General features: G+C 41.2%; 10 protein-coding genes and 1 tRNA gene. 5 read left to right on the top strand and 6 right to left on the bottom strand.

What is annotated here, in order from left to right:
• Positions 1–109: 109 nt before the first annotated feature.
• The 5 genes from pgsA to HXT43_RS01680 form a co-directional block, all read right to left on the bottom strand.
• The gene (gene pgsA, locus HXT43_RS01700) at positions 110–790 is read right to left on the bottom strand and encodes a CDP-diacylglycerol--glycerol-3-phosphate 3-phosphatidyltransferase (RefSeq protein WP_032835516.1); all 681 of its coding nucleotides are present in this window, start codon (positions 788–790) and stop codon (positions 110–112) included.
• A 78-nt stretch (positions 791–868) separates the two neighbouring features.
• The gene (locus HXT43_RS01695; RefSeq protein ID WP_174143312.1) at positions 869–3,568 is read right to left on the bottom strand and encodes a DNA translocase FtsK 4TM domain-containing protein; all 2,700 of its coding nucleotides are present in this window, start codon (positions 3,566–3,568) and stop codon (positions 869–871) included.
• 216 nt (positions 3,569–3,784) lie between these two features.
• Positions 3,785–4,798, bottom strand: coding sequence for a class C sortase (locus HXT43_RS01690; RefSeq protein WP_117008703.1), 1,014 nt, complete (start codon positions 4,796–4,798; stop codon positions 3,785–3,787).
• 88 nt (positions 4,799–4,886) lie between these two features.
• Positions 4,887–6,623, bottom strand: coding sequence for a SpaH/EbpB family LPXTG-anchored major pilin (locus HXT43_RS01685; protein ID WP_162720537.1), 1,737 nt, complete (start codon positions 6,621–6,623; stop codon positions 4,887–4,889).
• 233 nt (positions 6,624–6,856) lie between these two features.
• Positions 6,857–10,630, bottom strand: coding sequence for a Rib/alpha-like domain-containing protein (locus HXT43_RS01680; RefSeq protein ID WP_080550928.1), 3,774 nt, complete (start codon positions 10,628–10,630; stop codon positions 6,857–6,859).
• Between the two features lie 46 nt (positions 10,631–10,676).
• Here HXT43_RS01680 and HXT43_RS01675 point away from each other — a divergent pair, with 46 nt between their 5' ends.
• On the top strand, positions 10,677–10,862 hold the full coding sequence (locus HXT43_RS01675) for a hypothetical protein (protein WP_004105964.1): 186 nt from the start codon (positions 10,677–10,679) through the stop codon (positions 10,860–10,862).
• Between the two features lie 178 nt (positions 10,863–11,040).
• Here HXT43_RS01675 and HXT43_RS01670 read toward each other — a convergent pair.
• Positions 11,041–11,116, bottom strand: a tRNA-His gene (locus HXT43_RS01670).
• Between the two features lie 139 nt (positions 11,117–11,255).
• Here HXT43_RS01670 and purT point away from each other — a divergent pair.
• From purT to purF, 4 genes are all read left to right on the top strand, one after another.
• A complete protein-coding gene (gene purT / locus HXT43_RS01665; RefSeq protein ID WP_117008702.1) occupies positions 11,256–12,539 on the top strand; it encodes a formate-dependent phosphoribosylglycinamide formyltransferase in 1,284 nt (427 codons plus the stop codon).
• A gap of 175 nt (positions 12,540–12,714) precedes the next feature.
• Complete coding sequence (gene purC / locus HXT43_RS01660) at positions 12,715–13,497, top strand: phosphoribosylaminoimidazolesuccinocarboxamide synthase (protein ID WP_004105967.1); 783 nt, start codon at positions 12,715–12,717, stop codon at positions 13,495–13,497.
• A 142-nt stretch (positions 13,498–13,639) separates the two neighbouring features.
• Positions 13,640–17,395 carry a phosphoribosylformylglycinamidine synthase gene (locus HXT43_RS01655; RefSeq protein ID WP_415707148.1) on the top strand — a complete coding sequence of 1,252 codons (3,756 nt, stop codon included), beginning with the start codon at positions 13,640–13,642 and terminating at the stop codon, positions 17,393–17,395.
• Between the two features lie 81 nt (positions 17,396–17,476).
• On the top strand, positions 17,477–18,964 hold the full coding sequence (purF, locus tag HXT43_RS01650; protein WP_004105975.1) for an amidophosphoribosyltransferase: 1,488 nt from the start codon (positions 17,477–17,479) through the stop codon (positions 18,962–18,964).
• Positions 18,965–19,024: the final 60 nt, after the last annotated feature.

Here is a 19,024-nt window from a genome sequence, read left to right as displayed (position 1 = left end):
AATACGCTCGATATGATTGTAGCTTACGATTTTCCACAACATAAACCCTTTAGGGATAATCTATGAAAAACCGTAAGCTACAAACAAGAAGTTTACTTATTGATTTTATTTACTTCACAGGAGGCAAAGGAACTGCATTTTTTGCATCATCAACTTGAGATTCGCTATCTGAAGAACCTTCAAAGAAAGCACTATAGACATACAAAACTGCAGAATAGAAAGCAAAGCCCAAAGAAATACCAAGCAAGCCAAAAGCCACTGCATAGTAAGAAACCATCCAAGAAGGCAATGGATTAGCATGAAGAGTTGCAACAAGCGGTGCAATAATCATTGCAATACCAATCGATTGCGTAAGAGTCTTATACTTTCCTGCAGAAGATGCAGCAATTACTCTTCCACGAACATTAACAACATAAATTCGCACAAGAGTAATAGCAATTTCGCGAATCATGAACAAGATGGTTATCCACCAATAAATTTCGCCGAAAACAGAAGCAATAATAAGCGCAGCTAGAATAAGAATTTTATCCGCAATTGGATCAAGTAACTTACCTAATTCTGTAACCTTATGATATTTACGAGCCATCCACCCGTCGAGCTTATCCGTAGAAGCAGCTACGACAAACAGCACAAACGCAGCCCAACGCAACGAAACTGAATCAAAACCCCACGTACCTGCTTTCAAATATAAAACAATAAAAACAAGCGAAAGCACGATACGGATATAAGTCACAATATTTGGAGCATAATTCCAGCCAGCAAAAAATGATGACTTAGCTTTTTTCTTCATACGCATAACCTTCATTCTACTGCAAAGTAAAAACTTCTAGCACACACAACTTGGTGTTGTACACAACAATACAATATCTTATAACGAATCTGACTCGCCACGAATAAAAGCCAAAACTTTTGGCAAATCTTCCGGTTGAACCAAAACTTCGCGAGCTTTAGAACCTTCAGAAGGTCCCACGACGCCTCGAGATTCAAGCAAATCCATCAATCGACCTGCCTTTGCAAAACCAACGCGCAACTTACGCTGAAGCATTGAAGTAGAGCCAAATTGCGAGCTGACAACAAGCTCAGCAGCCTGGAGCAACTCGTCCATATCGTCGCCAATATCGCTAGTTTTAAGCTTGCTTTGAGCTTGAGCATCCGCTTTTTGAGCCATTTGCTCAATATCTTCACGATACTTTGGTTTACGCTGCGTGCGAACATACTCCACAGCCTTGCGGATTTCAGATTCACTCACCCACGAACCCTGCACACGTTGAGGTTTTGCAGCACCCATTGGAAGGAACAAAGCGTCGCCTTGACCAATCAAAGTTTCTGCACCAACAGTATCGAGAATAACCCTTGAATCAGTAGCAGACGAAGTAGCAAAAGCCAAACGAGAAGGAATATTCGCCTTAATTAAGCCTGTTACAACGTCAACAGACGGACGCTGAGTAGCGAGAACCAAATGCACACCTGCAGCTCGAGCAAGCTGAGTAATACGCTGAATAGAACTTTCAACATCGTTCTTAGCGACCATCATCAAATCAGCCATCTCGTCCACAACCACAAGCAAATACGGGTATGGAGCAACTTTTCGCTCAGATCCAGCCGGTGCGTGAACCTTTCCTTCACGAACAGCCTTGTTGAAATCTTTAACATGACGGAAACCAAAGAATTGCAAGTCATCGTAGCGAGCATCCATCTCTTTAACAACCCACTCAAGAGCCTGCGCAGCCTTCTTAGGATCCGTAATAATCGGAGTAAGCAAATGCGGAATACCAGCATAAGCAGAAAGCTCCACGCGCTTAGGATCGACCATAATCATGCGAACTTGCTCAGGAGTTGCCCTCATAATAATCGAAGTAAGCATTGAGTTAATGAAACTCGACTTACCGGAGCCGGTAGCGCCAGCAACAAGCAAATGCGGCATTTTATCGAGAGCTGCAGTTACGAAATGACCTTCAACATCTTTTCCAACACCTGTAAGCATAGGATTAGGGTCATTCATAGCTTTTTGCGAGCGCAGAACATCTCCCAAATGCACAATTTCGCGGTCGACGTTTGGAATTTCAATACCAATAGCAGACTTTCCTGGAATTGGCGACAAAATACGCACATCCGTACTAGCTACAGCGTATGCAATATTTTTTTGCAAATTCGTAACTTTTTCAACTTTTACACCAGGACCAAGCTCAACCTCGTACTGCGTAACAGATGGTCCTCTAAGGAATCCAATAACGTGAGCGTCGACGTCAAATTGCTCAAAAGTAGAAGTTAGCGCGCGAATAACGTTATCGTTTGCTGGAGTTCTCGCAGCATGAGGCTTGCCATGAGCTAAAAGATTCAAATCAGGGAGCTTGTAAGGTTCAGAGAAAGAATCAAAAGAAGGCTCATTATTATTGCCAGCACCATTTTCGCCGTCTGCAGCATTTTCATTATCTGAATCTTCCTGATCCCTGCGATATTGATCCATACGTTCAGCTGGAATACTTGACCATGGATCGCTTGCAGATAAAGAGGAATCACTCATAGGAGCTTTTGGCAATATTTCTTCAGGAACAGGCTTTGATGAAGATGAAACACTTCTAGGTGTAAGTTGACTCGAATTATTATCAGCATTTTCAAATTGGGAATTATTTGCAGCATTATTATCGGAAGAGCTGCTCACAGTTCTTGCTTTACGAGGTTCAACTCTTTCAAGATTATCTACACTATTACCGTGAGAAGCAGCATGCGAAAATGCATCATCGCCGGCGTATTCGTCAAGCAATTCCCCATTATTATTACTGTTTTTACGCTTAAAGAATGATTTAAACAGTTTCAACACAGAAGACATTTGAGAAGATCCGCTATTATTTTTCGGCGACTCTTCATTGTGAGTTGGCACGCCATCTGCAAATTCCAAAGAATTGGTTTTGCTGTCAGAATTATCTTCTTCAGAGTTTCCTAAATCTTCAGAAGACTTTTTACTGTTATATTTAGCAAAAATAGTAGCAACACCTTGAGCTATATCAGTTACATGAAGGCGAGTAATCATTAATATCGAAAAAATAGCAGCTACTACAAAAATAATAATTGCAAAAATACGAGAAAGACCCCACGATAGCGGAGATCCGAGCACAAAACCTAATAACCCACCTGACTTTTGCACAGTTCCTAAATTAAATGCTTTTCCGCGAGGCGCAGAAGAAATATCAAGAATTGAGCAAACAGATAACAATAGAATAATAAATCCGCTAATAACACGAGGATTACCAGAGCCAGCTCCACTGTTACGCATCAACCTAAAAGCGACAACGCTTAACCATACAGGCAGAACAACGCTCATAATTCCAAGCAAACTAGAAGACACAAAATGGAGACCTACTCCAATAAATCCACTAACTCTAAACCATTCTGATGCGCAGAATAAAATCGCAAGAACAAGCATAACGAAGCACAAACCGTCTCTGCGATATGCCTCATCGTATTCTCCAACACCAAAAAGCGAGCGCACTAACTTTCCTAAAGTTCTAGGCACAAACAGGAGAATTGTCTCCCATAATGGTTCACTAGGTGAAGCCTTACCAGCCATAAATACTCCTTCTGCACCATGTGCTATTTAGTACGCCATGTCATCATCAACATACATATGCGTAACCATACCAGTCTACTCCATAGACTGAGGTTATTTAAATGAAGCGATTGCCGCTTACTCTAATGCTAATATGATGCACATTCCTCAAGTATTTCATCAACTGATAAATCGTTGATATATCACTTCTTTCTTTCACAATAAGCAATCATGTATTTATTTTTCACAAATATGCATTCCTTGCGGCGCAATATTATTATTACGACGTTTTCGAACTATAGCAATAATCATTGTGGCAAGAACCACCGCGCAACTTATCAATGCTATAAGGAACATAGTCATCCAGAATGGCCACTGAAGATGATCTTCTGGAGCATGCGCTGGGTCCGGCAGCACGCGATACCCCGTCACTAGCAATCTATGCGAGTTAACACCATACGGCGTACATGTAAGCAACGTCGCTAAATCGCGACCCTTTTCACGCTGCAACAAACTAATATCATGCGGATCAACCACGCTAATGCGAAACACCTTATAGCGCATTGTATAGCCCTGTACATCAATGTAGAAGTAGTCTCCACGCTTCATATCGATTAAACCGTCAAACATGGTTGCTGTAGGCAAACCAGTATGAGCTGTGATAACAGTATGCCTGTTTTTACCGCCCACTGGCAAATCTGTGCCATACAAGTGCCCTGCTCCGCGAGCTAGAACATCGCGCGAAGCACCATGATAAATCGGTAGTTTTACGCCTATTTTTGGGATTTTTATGATTCCCATAATTCCCATTGGTTCGTCTAGTTGTTCGATATATGACTTATAGTCTGCTGTTTTTTTGTAATTGTCACTACCGTCATACGGATCGGCTGTAAAAATTTTTTTTCTGCGCGCATTGTATTTTCGCGCACTTTTTAGAATAGATTGTCGCACGCTAGCGGCTTGATTATAAGTTACTTTGTCGTAATCTATGGAAATTTGTTTAGACACGTGATTATTCCACAGTGTTGATGCCACTGGGTAGGTGAAGCATAGAATTGCAGCTAGCGCCAGAATGATTGGTTCAATAACGCATTTAAAAACAGATTTTTTGGGATTTGCAGAATCTGAGTCTGCAGAAGATTCGTTTGCAGACGATTCATTGGGAATGGATTTAAGAATATGTAAGCCTGCTAATCGCTCTACTCTTTCTAAGCTACTGCGGCAAGCTTTTGCAAATTTAATAAAACTCATAAATCCACTTCCAAAAAGTAAAACAGGGGGCTAAGCAAATACCGCCCAACCCCCTGAGTTTTTTAAATATATTTACGTTAGAAGAATACTAAGCGCGCTGCTTATCTTCTTCTTTGCGATTGTTACGAGTGTAAATAAACACGCTTGCAGCAATCAAAACAATGCCAGCAATAGCGAAAATAAACACGCCGTAAGCACCGGTCTTTGGAAGCTTGAACCAGTGGTCGATGCTATTGCTCGTTGGAACATCAGCAATCGGAACTTCAAGCGATTCAGTATCGCTTGCTTTAGCAGTATTCACTTCATGAACATCTTCTGAGCGAACATAACCTTTTGGAGCATTAACCTCAACAAGATAAATCTTGCTATTCTGATCAGTAGTCTTGACAACATAATCAGAAGTCTTACCGTCAGTGCCAGTTGTAGTGATGGTAGAAGTTCCTGCAGTAGTGGCAGCAGCAGCAAAGCCAGGCATAGCACTATTGCAATTATTTCCACTTGGATCCTTTGCACACTTTACAGCTTCAGTTTTATCAGCAAACGCCTTGAACTCTGCTCCAGAAAGAACTGTCTTCTTCGAGGTATCAGTGCCGTCATACTTCAAGATATGGAACTTGTGGAATACAGTATTGGTATCGTTACCAGGTGTATCCTTGCCGCTGTCTCCGCCTGGGTTAAAACCATACTTGTTGGTAAGTGTAGTCTTTACACTTTTTGTACCAAAATCGCTCTTAATCTTAAGATTCAAAGTTACCTGAACTCGAATATCCTTACTAGCGTACACTTTAGAATCTGTTCCAAACGCGTTAGCAATTTTAGCTAAACCAGAATCTTGGAATGTGAACAGAATGCGCTTACGAGTATTATCCTTAGGCGTATTAGTACTATCACTTACACTAAAATCATTAGCTGCTTTAGTTAACTCAACAGCACCCTGCTTCAAAGCTTTAGTGCTGGAATTGTACTCACCAACGTAAACCTTATAATTACTTACAGTATCACCAAACTTGTCAAGGTTGCTATATGCGGATATTAACGCATCATCCCAAACCTTAAAGCCTTTGAAATTAGAGTTTGCTAACTTATTGTTATCCATTGCAGGTGTTAGTGGAAGCTTCACCTTAGCGGTAATCACGTATGGAAGCGTGTCTCCATCGCCTACCATCTTGCTAGTTTGAGCATCCTTAGTAATACCACCATTAGCATTCCAGTTCTTTGGAGAAACGCTTACATCATACGTATAAGTGTTGGCAGTTGCTTTATCTTCACGCGTAATTTGCGGAACAGTTATAAAGAATGGAGTAAACTCAGGGCTATATCCTGTTGGCACTTTAGTTTCCTCAACGTAGTACAAGCCGATTGCAAGATTATCGAACTTTGCAACGCCTTTTTCATTACCAACTGTTTTCGTGTCTTGGTTCATCTTGCCATTAGTGCCAAATTTGTCATCAAAGCCGACTTTGGTAGTATTACCAGCTTTTGCAGCTTCGTTAAGTTCCTTAACTTTAGAGGCAAGCTTAATCCAATCATCTTGCTTAGTAAGATCAGGAACAGCAGCGCTATCAATCGTACTAACCTTCTGAATTGTAAAGGTTGCACCGTTAAGACCAACAGGTGTACCAGAAGTATCATCCTTCTTATGAATGGTGATAGTACCAGTCAGCTTCTTACCAGCTTCAGACCAAGGTGCTGGCTTAGCAGCTTCAGCACTTGGACTATTAGCAAATGCTACGTTGTTTGCCACCACAGCACCGGCAACGCACAGCGTGCCAGCCATTGCGAGCGAGGCGAATGCCGCCACGCATTGTTTAGTGAATTTGTTCATATTCATTCCTTTCATAAATGCTGTTTCCAGCAATTAAAAGTTTTGAAATTTTGATGTAAGTATGTAATTGTTTATCGGTTTTAACCGAATTTCGAATTATTCACGCAATTTGCTCATAAATGAGTAAATTTTTTAAGTTTAGGAATATTATGTTGCAATATCACGCTCCAAAATTCCATGAGATTTTGCATCAAAAACACGCACATTAAAAACATGCACCCAGTAGAAAAGCTTCATACGAGTCGCCACCTTCCAAGCAACTCGTGACCGCGCTTAGTTTGATCCATTACAAACACAGCAGCAATCAAACTAGACAACATCGCAGAAACAACGCACAAAGACGCATTCCAGCCGCATCCGCCGGTCTTTGGCAGCGCGAATGGTTTCACAACGTGAATCATGAAAGTCTTAAACTCGTAATCTTTACCCCTGGTGTACTGATCACCGTAAACTTCATTCAACAAATCATATTTAGCACCATGATGATTACTCATACCATCAAAAGATTTCTTAGCTTCTGGTTTCAAAGCCCAAGCAACGCACTGATAGTCACCAGTTTTTTCTGGAATACCATCGAGCGTAGCAGTAGTACGTTGAGCAGCATCGAACGGATTATTCGGATTATCCTTAGCGTTATAGCTATACAATTTATGCTGCGCGTTGCAATTAGAATTATTCTTACATTTCTCACGCTCGGAGTACGTATCAATATGACTCCATGTAATTGGATTACTTGCTTTCATACCCGCAAGTTTTGAAACAAAATCACGGTCATCATTTTCGCATAAAACTTCCAAGCCTATTTTCTTCTCAGTTTTATTACCACTATTCCACACGTCTTTTGTAGACCAAGCGTCAATAAACGGTCTATACATAAGACTCATGCCACTCATAATGGTAAGACCGCTACCACTTCCAAACTGACCATCAGTATCACTAATATCAGGCGCGTCAGGAGAATCTGACCTTAGCACTCGAAGCTTTATATCATCGCCTTCCATTGGATCCACTGTCACTTGCGCGTACACTGGATTTGGTTTACTTATGCCATCCCCATTACCAGCATCTTTATCCGTAGACTTTGAACCGTCCGGATAATGTACGATCACAGGAATTTTATACACGCCAGGCTTCTGCCACTTAAGCGGCTTAAAAGACATCACTCCATAGTGAGAACCATCACCCGTACCATGGTTTTTACCAGTCTTCCCACCATCGCTAGGCTTATTATCTTGACCATTATCGTAGAAAGACATTCCATAAGGATGATCCTTATCCTTCTTATACCAACCAGGATTATCTTTCTTATACTGGTTTTCATCAAACTCGAACCAAGTGCCGTCTGGAAGCGCGCCTTCTTCTATATCATCCTGATGAGTAGCATTATTAGCGCCTTTCTTACTCGTAGGCACATCAGTAACATTCTTATAACCGTTAGTAAGGCTTGCATGATATTCACCAGCCTTCACTTTCAACGGCACGTAACTAGGATTATTCCTATGAGCGTAAGAAGCTTTAACGCTAAACTTTAAAGTTTGATCATTCCAATCTTTACCCTTTGAATTCTTAGTCTCACCCTTAGTACCATAATTAGCAAAGAGCATTTTCTTATAAACAACACTTCCACCATTGTCATTGACAATTATGTCATCGAAACCCTTGAGGCTATCAGCATTGTTAAAAGCAAACACGCGACACTCGTACTTACCGCTTTTCCTAGGCGTTCCAGTAATAATCGCGCGAGAACGAGCCATAGTATTCGTGTTGTACTCATCTTTAGTTAAATACGAGTACTTAAAATCATTAAGATTACAGTTTTTATTATTCCTGCACTTGTTTTCTTCGTCTTCCGTAGCGATTTTCCATTGATGAAAAGCTGTAAACTTTAATCCGTTAACCTCACCGACAGACCTGTTTTTCGCTTCATCCCATTTAAGAAGCGTATAATTATCCTTATTTTCTTCGTGGCAAATAGCGCGGAATGTAATCGGAGACTTATTATTCGAAGACCACGCGTCAGGTATAAGAAGCCTATTCTTGTCTATCTGCTTATCTTTATCAAGATTCGTGTAATGATCCGTATGATACGAACCATAAGTAATACGGTCGGAATAGTTACTACCGAAATCGTGCATACCTGCACCCTCAGCAATAGAAAAACCTAAGTCGTTATTGCCTACAGTAAGTGGCGTTACTTTAACGTGAGCATAAACCTGACCATTATCCGTACTACTTGAGCCATCAGGATAGTGAGCAATTACAGGAGTATCGTAATTATTAGGATCTTGAGGTTTGCTCGGAGTAAAAGTTACCTCACCAGTATTAGCATTAGTCATTTTTGACCAAGAAAGCACTGGTTTAGAATATTTATTACTCTTACCAAGCTCAAACCTAGTACCTTTCGGAAAATCGCCTTTAGTAATCCCCTCGTTTTTTGGAACCGACGTAATTGATTTTCCAGCTTGCACCTGTTTTTTATCATAATCTGGATACACAGGCTTATAAAAATGAGACATAGGCCAAACTTTGAATTTAGCGACAACCGTCTCTGAAAAAGGCTGAGGATGATTACAGTTGTAGTTACTTGGATTAGGATAAGTTACCTTAATCGGTATATAAACTGTATGATTCTTATGCGAGTCTGCTGGGTTAAAATACACTTTACCTGTAGACTTGTCAATCCACGCATGACCTTGTTGTAAAGGCTCTGGCTTCGGACTATTAGGATCATCAAAAGTAACTTGAGCATTGGATCCCTTATTGTTATCAAAATAAGCGTTACCATCAATAGAATAAGTAAGATTCTTAGGAATATGATTGTACAGCTTACCTCTTTTACCGTCACTGCCATAATCAGGAACAAAACTACCCTTATTATCGAAGTAATCACCATCATTCTCATGCCAATGACCATCATCAGTATAAGCTCTTACGGAAGAAGCTTGACGAGGCTGTGAATCCTCCGACTCCTCAAAATGTAATCCACCAGGCTTAGTTGGATCGGTACTATTATCCCACTCCACGTTATCTGGTATGCCATCACCATCGTGATCATACGGACCATAAGTTGCATAATCACGCTCATGAGATTCAGCATTAGTAGACTGATATCCAGCAATAATAGGCATGTAACGAATATCAGTACCATCTGGCACATCTGCAGTAATAACCCAACGGTAGCAAGTCGTAGAATTAGCACTTTCAAACGAACGCAGCATTATACCAAAGTCGCCATTGTCATGCCACTTCTTTATTTCGCATAAACTGTAATTCTTAAATTTAGACGAAGGATCAGTATTATATCCACAGCCAAAATTACCATTGCCAACAGTATCTTCCCACTGACCATTAAAATCGTTACTACCATACGCATAATGCCAACGAGAAATTGTTCTAGACCAGCCCCAATACTTATCCCAATTTTTCATTGTTTCTGGGATGCCTTTATCATTCTGACTTGTCCAGTCATTCCACTTTTTCTCGTAAACATTTCGCCTATCTCTTTTCACTCTAATAGTGTCTGTAATAAGCTGTTTCGGAAGATCTACGTAAAAAGTGACTCGTGCTGGAATACGCTGTCTAGGCTGAGGATTTAACTTCTCCTTAAAAGCATAGTTAAAATATATTTCATACTGCACATGAGTACCATTAGAATCCTTAGTAAGTGTTGGTGCAATATGCATATTTTCAACAGCATTACCAATACCATTACCATTAGCAGTAAAATATCCATAGCCACCATACGACCACATAACCTGCGCAGCGCTTGCAGGCTTAGCTGGCACAACGAGAACAGCAAGAATAGTCGCCACGGCGACAATCAACGCAAGAGCCGCGCGACGAATGTAATACAATTTAGAAGCGCTAGCAATAGAGCACCCTTTAGTGCACCTTTTAGATTTTTGTAAAGTTACAGAACCGTTAACATCATCAAGCGCATGATGACAATTCATAAAACTACAAGTTATACGTATAAGGTTAGAGAAACAGCCGTGAAGCCGTGACATTCTAACGCCTCGATTTCTTAAAAATCTAAAAGCTGCTCGAATACTCATGCCTGTTGGTTTTATGAATCAACAAGCATTGCCCGGGGTGCAGCACACTGCATTATCAGCAGCAAATGAGCGCGAAATATCACAAACCACCAAAGCAAACGTCGATACGAACGCAAGCAAGCATAATCATGCCCAAAATCAGCAGGCTAATTCACGCCAAAAACTTAAACGCAAGATAATGTAGTGCACTACTGCTAAGCACATACGTTGTTATACCCCCCCCCCATGAAAAATTTCAAGTAAAATTTGCAAATTTCTTAATATTCGTAAAAATTCCTAAATTCGGGGTTATATACGGGTTATAGGCAAAAATATTGCAATCCAAAAAACAAAAAACGGCAGATATTTACCTGCCGTTCAAGTGGGGTGGCTAACGCGGCTTGAACGCGCGACCTTCTGAACCACAATCAGATGCTCTACCGACTGAGCTATAGCCACCATGTGCGCGAAACGAATTGAATCACACAACAAAGGGATACTATACACGATTTCCTCGATTTATGCTAGCGCAACACACTTCGGCGCGTCGTAGTAACAACATCAATTATTCGACAATGGCAAATGCAACAATGGATGTATGAGTTTTTCTGAGCAAAATCAGCGCATATTTGGCGTAACTGAAAACAGTAACAACACAACCGCGCTTCTTCTTGGATCTGGCGAGCTTGGCAAGGAAATTGCGATTGAGCTTATGCGACTAGGCGTGCGAGTATGCGCTGCCGATAGCTACAAAAACGCTCCTGCAATGCAAATAGCTCACGAATACCACGTGCTAGATATGTCGAATCCACAAGAATTGCAAGAACTTATTTCAAATGTGAATCCTGACATTATTATTCCAGAAGTTGAAGCTATTGCTACTGAAGTTTTGAAAGATGCTGCTAAAAAGAATATTCAAGTCGTTCCTAGCTCAGATATTGCCGCGATTGCAATGGATCGCGAGCGCTTGCGTAGAATTGCGCACGAAGATTTAGGACTGCCTACTACACCGTATTGTTTCGCTTCATCTTATGAAGAGTTAGAGGATGGAGCTAAAAAAGTTGGATATCCTTGTGTAGTTAAGCCTGTTATGAGCTCTTCTGGTCACGGTCAGTCAATAGTTCGTAGTTCTGAAAATTTGCTTGCAGCTTGGAATGAAGCTCAGCATGGCAGGCGTGCAGCAGCTGGTCATGAGAATGAGTGTTCACGCGTTATTGTTGAAGCTTTAGCTCCGCTTGATTATGAGCTTACAGTACTTACAATAAGCTCTTGCGCAGGAATTACTACTTGTGAGCCGATCGCTCAGCGTCAGCAAGACGGAGACTATAGAGAATCTTGGCAGCCTGCAAATATTCCTGAATCGATCCGCACTAATGCGAAAGATATTGCAAAGCGCACTGTAGAAGGTTTGACTGATATTGCGCAAGAAGCTGGCGAAGCAGGTTGGGGCGTTTATGGAGTCGAATTATTCGTGCTTACTGATGGCTCTTTGCTTTTTAATGAATTGTCACCTCGCCCACACGATACTGGCATGGTAACTATGATTTCGCAGCATTACAGTGAATTTGCATTGCATGCATTGGCTATTTTGGGAGTTCCAGTTACAGCTAACTATACTGAGCTTTCTTTGAAAAATAATGAAGTTGCAGCAAGTCACGCCATTGTTATTAAGGCGGAAGGATCTGTTGGTTTTACGAATATTGCTCAAGCTTTGCAATCTGGCGAAAATTATCGATGCAACTTGCGTATTTTTGCTAAGCCTTCTGTACATGGTCACAGACGCATGGCAGTTTCTTTAGCTACTGGATTAACGCAAGAAGAAGCTAGAGAAAATGCGACACGCGTCGCCATTTCGCTAAAAACTACACAAACAAATGCTTAGATACATTGAAAATTAAGGCATAGGAGTTAAAAAAGATAATAATTTACAGTATGCACGAAGGGAAATTTTGTAGGTAACAATTGTTACGCTAATCGTGCTGGCAAAGGTCAGGTAAACCTACAAATATTGTTGGTTTGCGCCTACAACTGTGAATGCACATAAGAGAGGGCATATCATGGAAAAACTTGAGAAGTTGTACGAAGGCAAAGCCAAAAAACTGTATGCTACCGATGACACCAATGTGCTATGGGTTGAATACATGAACCAGGCAACAGCTGGTAACGGTCTGAAGAAAGCTCAGATTGCAGGTAAAGGCAGTTTAAATAACCGGATTACTTCGTTACTATTCCATTTACTTGAGGCGCGCGGCGTAAAAAGCCACTTCCTCGGACGAATTTCCGATACTGAACAACTTGTAAAGCGTATGCGCATGTTCCCACTGGAAATTATTATGCGAAATACTGCTGCAGGTTCTTTTGCAAAACGTTATAACGTTAAAGAAGGAACACCTTTAAAGAAGCCATTGTTGGAGTTCTGCGTAAAGTCCGACGAGCTTGGTGATCCATTTATTAATCCTGAAGGCGTTGTGGCTCTTGGATTAGCAACAGATGAAGAAATAGCAGAAGTCACTCGTCAAGCTCATGCTGTTAACAATGCTTTGTTGGATATTTTCTCAAAGATTGATGTTCAGCTTGTCGACTTCAAGATTGAAGAGGGCGTGGACGCCGAAGGAAATATTCTTCTCGCTGATGAAATAACTCCTGATACTTGCAGACTTTGGGATAAGCGCAATGCTGGTACGAACGGAGTAAGTCATTTGGACAAGGACTTGTTCAGGCGCGATTTAGGCGACATCATTCCTGCTTATGAAGAAATTCACGATAGGCTTGCATCTTTAGCTCAAAGCGAAGGTTTGGATGTTTCTGTGCGCAAACCTGACGATTGCGTAGAACGATAATGATTGTTGTGGCTCGTACCTTTAAGGGTGCGAGCCACATGCATTCTTAATGTGATTTTGAATAATTTAATATTTATAATTTAAAACCAATACAACAATAAACACTGCATTCATACCGCACATTCAACAAGGTAGGTTTCTCGTGGTATTTCGCGTATATGTGGAAAAACGCACTGGTTTTGACGTTCAAGCGCAACAGCTTTTACATGAGCTTAGGGAGATTCTTGGCATAAGCGCGATTACTTCCGCAAGAATTATTAACCGTTATGACGTTGAAGGTATCAGCAAAGATTTATTCGACAATGCTGTGCAAACAGTATTGAGCGAACCTCCAGTTGATAATACTTACGATTACTTGCCTATTGAAACCGACGAGCACGTATTTGCTGTAGAATTTTTGCCTGGTCAATTCGATCAGCGTGCGCAATCTGCTAGCGAATGCATTCAACTTATTAGTCAAGGCGAACGTCCAACAGTGCGCACTGCTAGAGTAATCGCTTTAAAAGGTGATCTTGACGAAAAAGCACTAAACGATATTAAACACTACGTTATTAATCCTGTTGAAGCGCGAGAAGCTTCACTTGATGAGGTAAAAAGTTTACAGCGAGAAGCAGTTGTACCATCTGATGTAGAAGTAATTAGCTCATTTAACGATTTAGACGAAGCTGGATTACAAGACTTTATTAATACTCGCGGTTTGGCAATGGATTTGGCTGACGCAAAGTTCTGCCAGAAGTATTTCTGTGAAGAACATAGAAATCCTACTATTACAGAAATTCGCGTTATTGATACGTACTGGTCCGACCACTGCCGTCACACGACTTTTGGCACCGAGCTTACAGATATTTCTATTGACGATAACACTGTTCAAGAAGCATTTAGCCGTTATCTTGATTTGCGAAAAGAACTAAATCGCGAAAATAAGCCTGTTTGCCTTATGGATATGGCAACTATTGGCGCAAAATACTTAAAGCATACTGGCGAGCTTAAAAATTTGGACGAGTCAGAAGAAATCAACGCTTGCACAGTAAAAGTTAAAGTGGACGTAAACGGTCACGACGAAGATTGGCTATTCCTGTTTAAAAACGAAACACATAATCATCCTACAGAGATTGAGCCTTTCGGTGGAGCTGCAACGTGCATTGGTGGCTGCATCCGCGATCCTCTTTCTGGACGCTCTTACGTGTATCAAGCAATGCGCGTAACTGGTGCTGCAGATCCACGCACGCCTATTAGCGAGACTTTAAACGGTAAGCTTCCACAGCGAAAAATCGTAACTTCTGCCGCCGCAGGATACTCTTCTTACGGAAATCAAATTGGTTTAGCTACTGGCGAAGTGCATGAACTTTATCATCCGGGTTATGTTGCAAAACGTATGGAGGTTGGTGCGGTTGTTGCCGCTACCCCAGCCGACCATGTGCGCAGAGAAACTCCAGCTCCTGGCGATGTGATTATTCTTCTTGGTGGACGCACTGGCAGAGATGGCATTGGTGGTGCTACCGGCGCTTCTAAAGCTCAAGATGTTGAAAGTATTGAAGAGTGCGGAGCTGAAGTTCAAAAAGGTAATGCTCCTATTGAGCGAAAACTCCAACGACTTTTCCGACGCAAGGATGCTTGCCAACTTATTAAGCGTTGCAACGATTTTGGCGCTGGCGGCGTTTCTGTCGCAACTGGCGAAATTGCCGACGGCTTAACTATTAATCTCGACAAAGTTTCTAAAAAGTATGAAGGTCTCGATGGCACTGAGCTTGCTATTTCTGAATCTCAAGAGCGCATGGCTGTCGACGTTGCGTCAAGTGATGCTGAAGAATTTTTGAAGTATGCTCGTGAAGAAAATCTTGAAGCAGAAATAATAGCGACTGTTACTGAAGAAGCGCGAATGCGAATGACTTGGCGTGGAAAAACCATTGTTGACTTAAGCAGAGCATTCTTAGCTTCTAATGGCGCTCCAAAACAGCAGATACTGCATATTGAAAGTGGAGAATCTTACGAAACTCCATGGCAGAATCAGTCAAATTTGCCGTTAGAAAAGCGCATGCATAACTTAGTTTCGGATATTAATATTGCTTCAAATAAAGGCTTATCTGAACGATTTGATTCTACTATTGGCGCTGCTACTGTGCTTATGCCTTTTGGCGGTCGCCGTCAGCTTACTCCTGCTCAAGCTATGGTTGCTAAATTCCCAGTATTTGGCGAAACAAACACAGCTTCCGCAATGGCTTGGGGCTTTAATCCGTATTTAATGGAAAAAAACCAATTCACTGGTGCCTATGTTGCTGTTGTTGAATCATTGGCAAAGCTAGCAGCTAGCGGTTTCACGCGCGAACGTGCTTACTTGAGTTTGCAAGAATATTTTGGCAAGCCTCACGATATTCCAGAGCGTTGGGGAAAGCCAGCTGCAGCAGTTCTTGGTGCTTTAAGTGCACAGCTTGATTTTGGAGTTGGTGCTATTGGCGGCAAAGATTCTATGAGCGGCAGTTTTGAGAATCTGGATGTGCCACCAACTTTGATTTCGTTTGCTGTTTCTACCGGAGACGCACGTTTAACTGTTTCACCTGAATTTAAGGGTGTAAATCATAAAGTTATACGTATTGCTCCAAAGTATAAATCCGACGGAATCACTCCAGAAAAAGAAAGCTTCCTGAAAGCACTAGAAATTGTAGAAAATATTACGAAAAACAAGCAAGCTCTTGCTATATCTACTCCTGGCTACGGTGCTAGCGCAGAGAGCTTATTCAAAATGACGCTTGGAAATCATATTGGTTTTAAATTATTCAACAATTTAAGCGACGATGATTTATTTAAGCCAGCATATGGAAGCTTCTATGTTGAGCTTAAAGAAGACGCTGAAATTCCATCTTTAGCTAATACAAGCTTGGTTGACGTTGAGATTGTTGGCGAAACAACTGAAAATTACGCAATTACTTCATCAAATGGCGAAGAAATTGATTTAAGTGATTTGCAAAAAGTTTGGGAAAGCGAACTTTCCTCAATCTTCCCGTATAAAAAGCCTGGCGAGATTGTAGAAACTATTAATAACAAAACTAATGTTTCTACTACAAATCACATGCACATAGGAAAACTAAAGCCGCTTTCGCATCCTCGCGTTATTATCCCAGTTTTCCCTGGAAATAATTGCGAATACGATACTCAAGCTGCTTTTGAAAAAGCTGGAGCAGACGCTCATACGCTTATTATTAATAATTTAAGTGCAAAAGATATTGCACAATCAGCTGAGAAATTGGTTGAAGAGATTAAAAAGAGTCAAATTGTAATGATTCCAGGAGGCTTCTCCGGAGGCGATGAGCCGGACGGTTCTGCGAAATTCATTACAGCATTCTTTAGGAATCCAGCAGTAACAGACGCAGTTCGTGACTTGCTTAATAATCGTGACGGTTTAATGCTTGGAATTTGCAATGGCTTCCAAGCGCTTATTAAGCTAGGCTTGGTTCCTTTTGGAGATATTGTTCCTATGGATTCTAACTGCCCAACTCTTACCTACAACACTATTGGCAGACACCAAAGTAGGATTGTTCGCACTAGAGTTGCTTCAAATCTTTCACCATGGTTAGCAAATACGCAAGTTGGAGACATGCATACTGTTGCAATTTCTCATGGAGAAGGTCGCTTTATTGCTACTAACGAAGTTATGGAAAAACTTATTAAAAACGGCCAAATAGCTACACAATATGTTGACAGCAATGGCGTACCAAGCATGAGCTTAAACGTAAATCCTAACGGCTCAATGATGTCAGTAGAAGGTATTACAAGCCCAGACGGTAGAGTTTTTGGAAAAATGGGACATTGCGAGCGCGCAGGTCGTGACTTGTATGTCAATATTCCTGATTTCCATGAGCAACCATTGTTTGAAGCTGGCGTTGAATATTTCACTGCATGAGCTTTAGTTTACAGTTGCAAAACTTGTATCAAAATAACTACAAATTCGACGATTACAATCATCGATTATTAGGGGGTATGAATGTCTGCAGAACTTGAAGATATTCACGAAGAATGCGGCGTATTTGGTGTGTGGGGTCATCAAGATGCAGCTAGGCTGACATATTTTGGACTTCATGCGCTACAGCATCGAGGACAAGAAGGTGCCGGCATTGTATCTAACGACAATGGCAAACTGCATGGGTATCGCGGATTGGGATTGCTAACTCAAGTATTTAGCAATGAACAAGTTATGGATCGTCTTACTGGAAACAGGGCTATCGGTCACGTGCGATATGCTACTGCAGGTTCTGGAAGCGTTGATAACATTCAGCCTTTCCTATTCCGTTTCCACGATGGAGACGTAGCTCTTGCGCATAACGGAAATTTGACAAATTGCACTAGCCTACGTAATTCCTTGGAAGATAAAGGCTCAATATTCCACTCAAATTCTGATACTGAAATATTGATGCATTTGATTCGCCACTCTAGTAAAGCAACTTTTATGGATCGCCTGAAAGAAGCTTTACAAACTGTTCATGGCGGTTTTGCTTACTTATTGCTTACTCAAGATGCACTAATCGGAGCAACTGATCCAAATGGTTTCCGCCCTCTTTCGCTTGGTCGTATGAAGAACGGCGCATACGTGCTCGCTTCTGAAACTTGTGCGCTTGATATTGTGCGAGCAGAGTTTATTCGCGATATTGAGCCTGGCGAAATCATTGTTATTAATGACGATGGCTACACTATTGAGCAATATACGAAGCACGTACAGCATGCAGTATGCTCAATGGAATTTATTTATTTCGCTCGCCCAGATTCTAATATTTACGGTATTAATGTTCATTCTGTGCGAAAGCGTATGGGTGCGCGTTTGGCTAAAGAATCTCCTGTTGAAGCAGATATGGTTATTGGAGTACCTAATTCTTCACTTTCTGCTGCTGCAGGATACGCTGAAACAAGCGGAATTCCAAACGAAATGGGATTGATTAAAAACCAGTATGTTGCACGCACTTTTATTCAACCGACGCAAGAATTACGCGAGCAAGGCGTTCGTATGAAACTTTCTGCTGTTCGTGGTGTGGTTGCAGGAAAACGCGTTATCGTTATTGACGATTCGATTGTTCGCGGAACTACTTCTAAGCGCATTGTGCAATTGCTCCGAGAAGCTGGCGCTAAAGAAGTGCATATGCGTATTTCTTCCCCTCCGCTTAAATATCCTTGCTTCTACGGTATCGATATTCAAACTACGAAGGAACTTATTGCAGCAAAGCATTCAGTTGAAGAAATTCGCGAGTATATCGATGCTGATTCCTTAGCATTTTTGTCTTTAGATGGATTAGTCGAGTCGATTGGATTAAAAAAGCCTGCTCCTTATGGCGGTTTGTGCGTTGCTTACTTTAATGGCGACTACCCTACTGCACTAGACGATTACGGCGAAGAATTCTTGGCTTCCCTTACTCCTGAAGAACGCGAACATTTGCAAGAAGTAAGGAAACATAGTAAATATTCGCACGAAAATCTTATATAACTTAATAATTTAATTGTTTATTGCAATTTATAAATAAAACTTAAGAAAATACTTATAACA

Origin of the sequence: Gardnerella sp. DNF01195, from assembly GCF_049244175.1 — a bacterium.
Lineage (GTDB): Bacteria > Actinomycetota > Actinomycetes > Actinomycetales > Bifidobacteriaceae > Bifidobacterium > Bifidobacterium leopoldii.
Note: the sequence above shows the minus strand (reverse complement) of the source record. Positions and strands in the feature narration are given on the sequence as shown.

What these genes read in the sequence shown, in the direction of transcription:
- HXT43_RS01690 (WP_117008703.1), bottom strand. Translation starts at nt 4,798, where the DNA reads ATGAGTTTTATTAAATTTGCAAAAGCTTGCCGCAGTAGCTTAGAAAGA.
- HXT43_RS01685 (WP_162720537.1), bottom strand. Translation starts at nt 6,623, where the DNA reads ATGAACAAATTCACTAAACAATGCGTGGCGGCATTCGCCTCGCTCGCA.
- HXT43_RS01695 (WP_174143312.1), bottom strand. Translation starts at nt 3,568, where the DNA reads ATGGCTGGTAAGGCTTCACCTAGTGAACCATTATGGGAGACAATTCTC.
- purF (WP_004105975.1), top strand. Translation starts at nt 17,477, where the DNA reads ATGTCTGCAGAACTTGAAGATATTCACGAAGAATGCGGCGTATTTGGT.
- purT (WP_117008702.1), top strand. Translation starts at nt 11,256, where the DNA reads ATGAGTTTTTCTGAGCAAAATCAGCGCATATTTGGCGTAACTGAAAAC.
- HXT43_RS01675 (WP_004105964.1), top strand. Translation starts at nt 10,677, where the DNA reads ATGCCTGTTGGTTTTATGAATCAACAAGCATTGCCCGGGGTGCAGCAC.
- purC (WP_004105967.1), top strand. Translation starts at nt 12,715, where the DNA reads ATGGAAAAACTTGAGAAGTTGTACGAAGGCAAAGCCAAAAAACTGTAT.
- pgsA (WP_032835516.1), bottom strand. Translation starts at nt 790, where the DNA reads ATGAAGAAAAAAGCTAAGTCATCATTTTTTGCTGGCTGGAATTATGCT.
- HXT43_RS01680 (WP_080550928.1), bottom strand. Translation starts at nt 10,630, where the DNA reads ATGTCACGGCTTCACGGCTGTTTCTCTAACCTTATACGTATAACTTGT.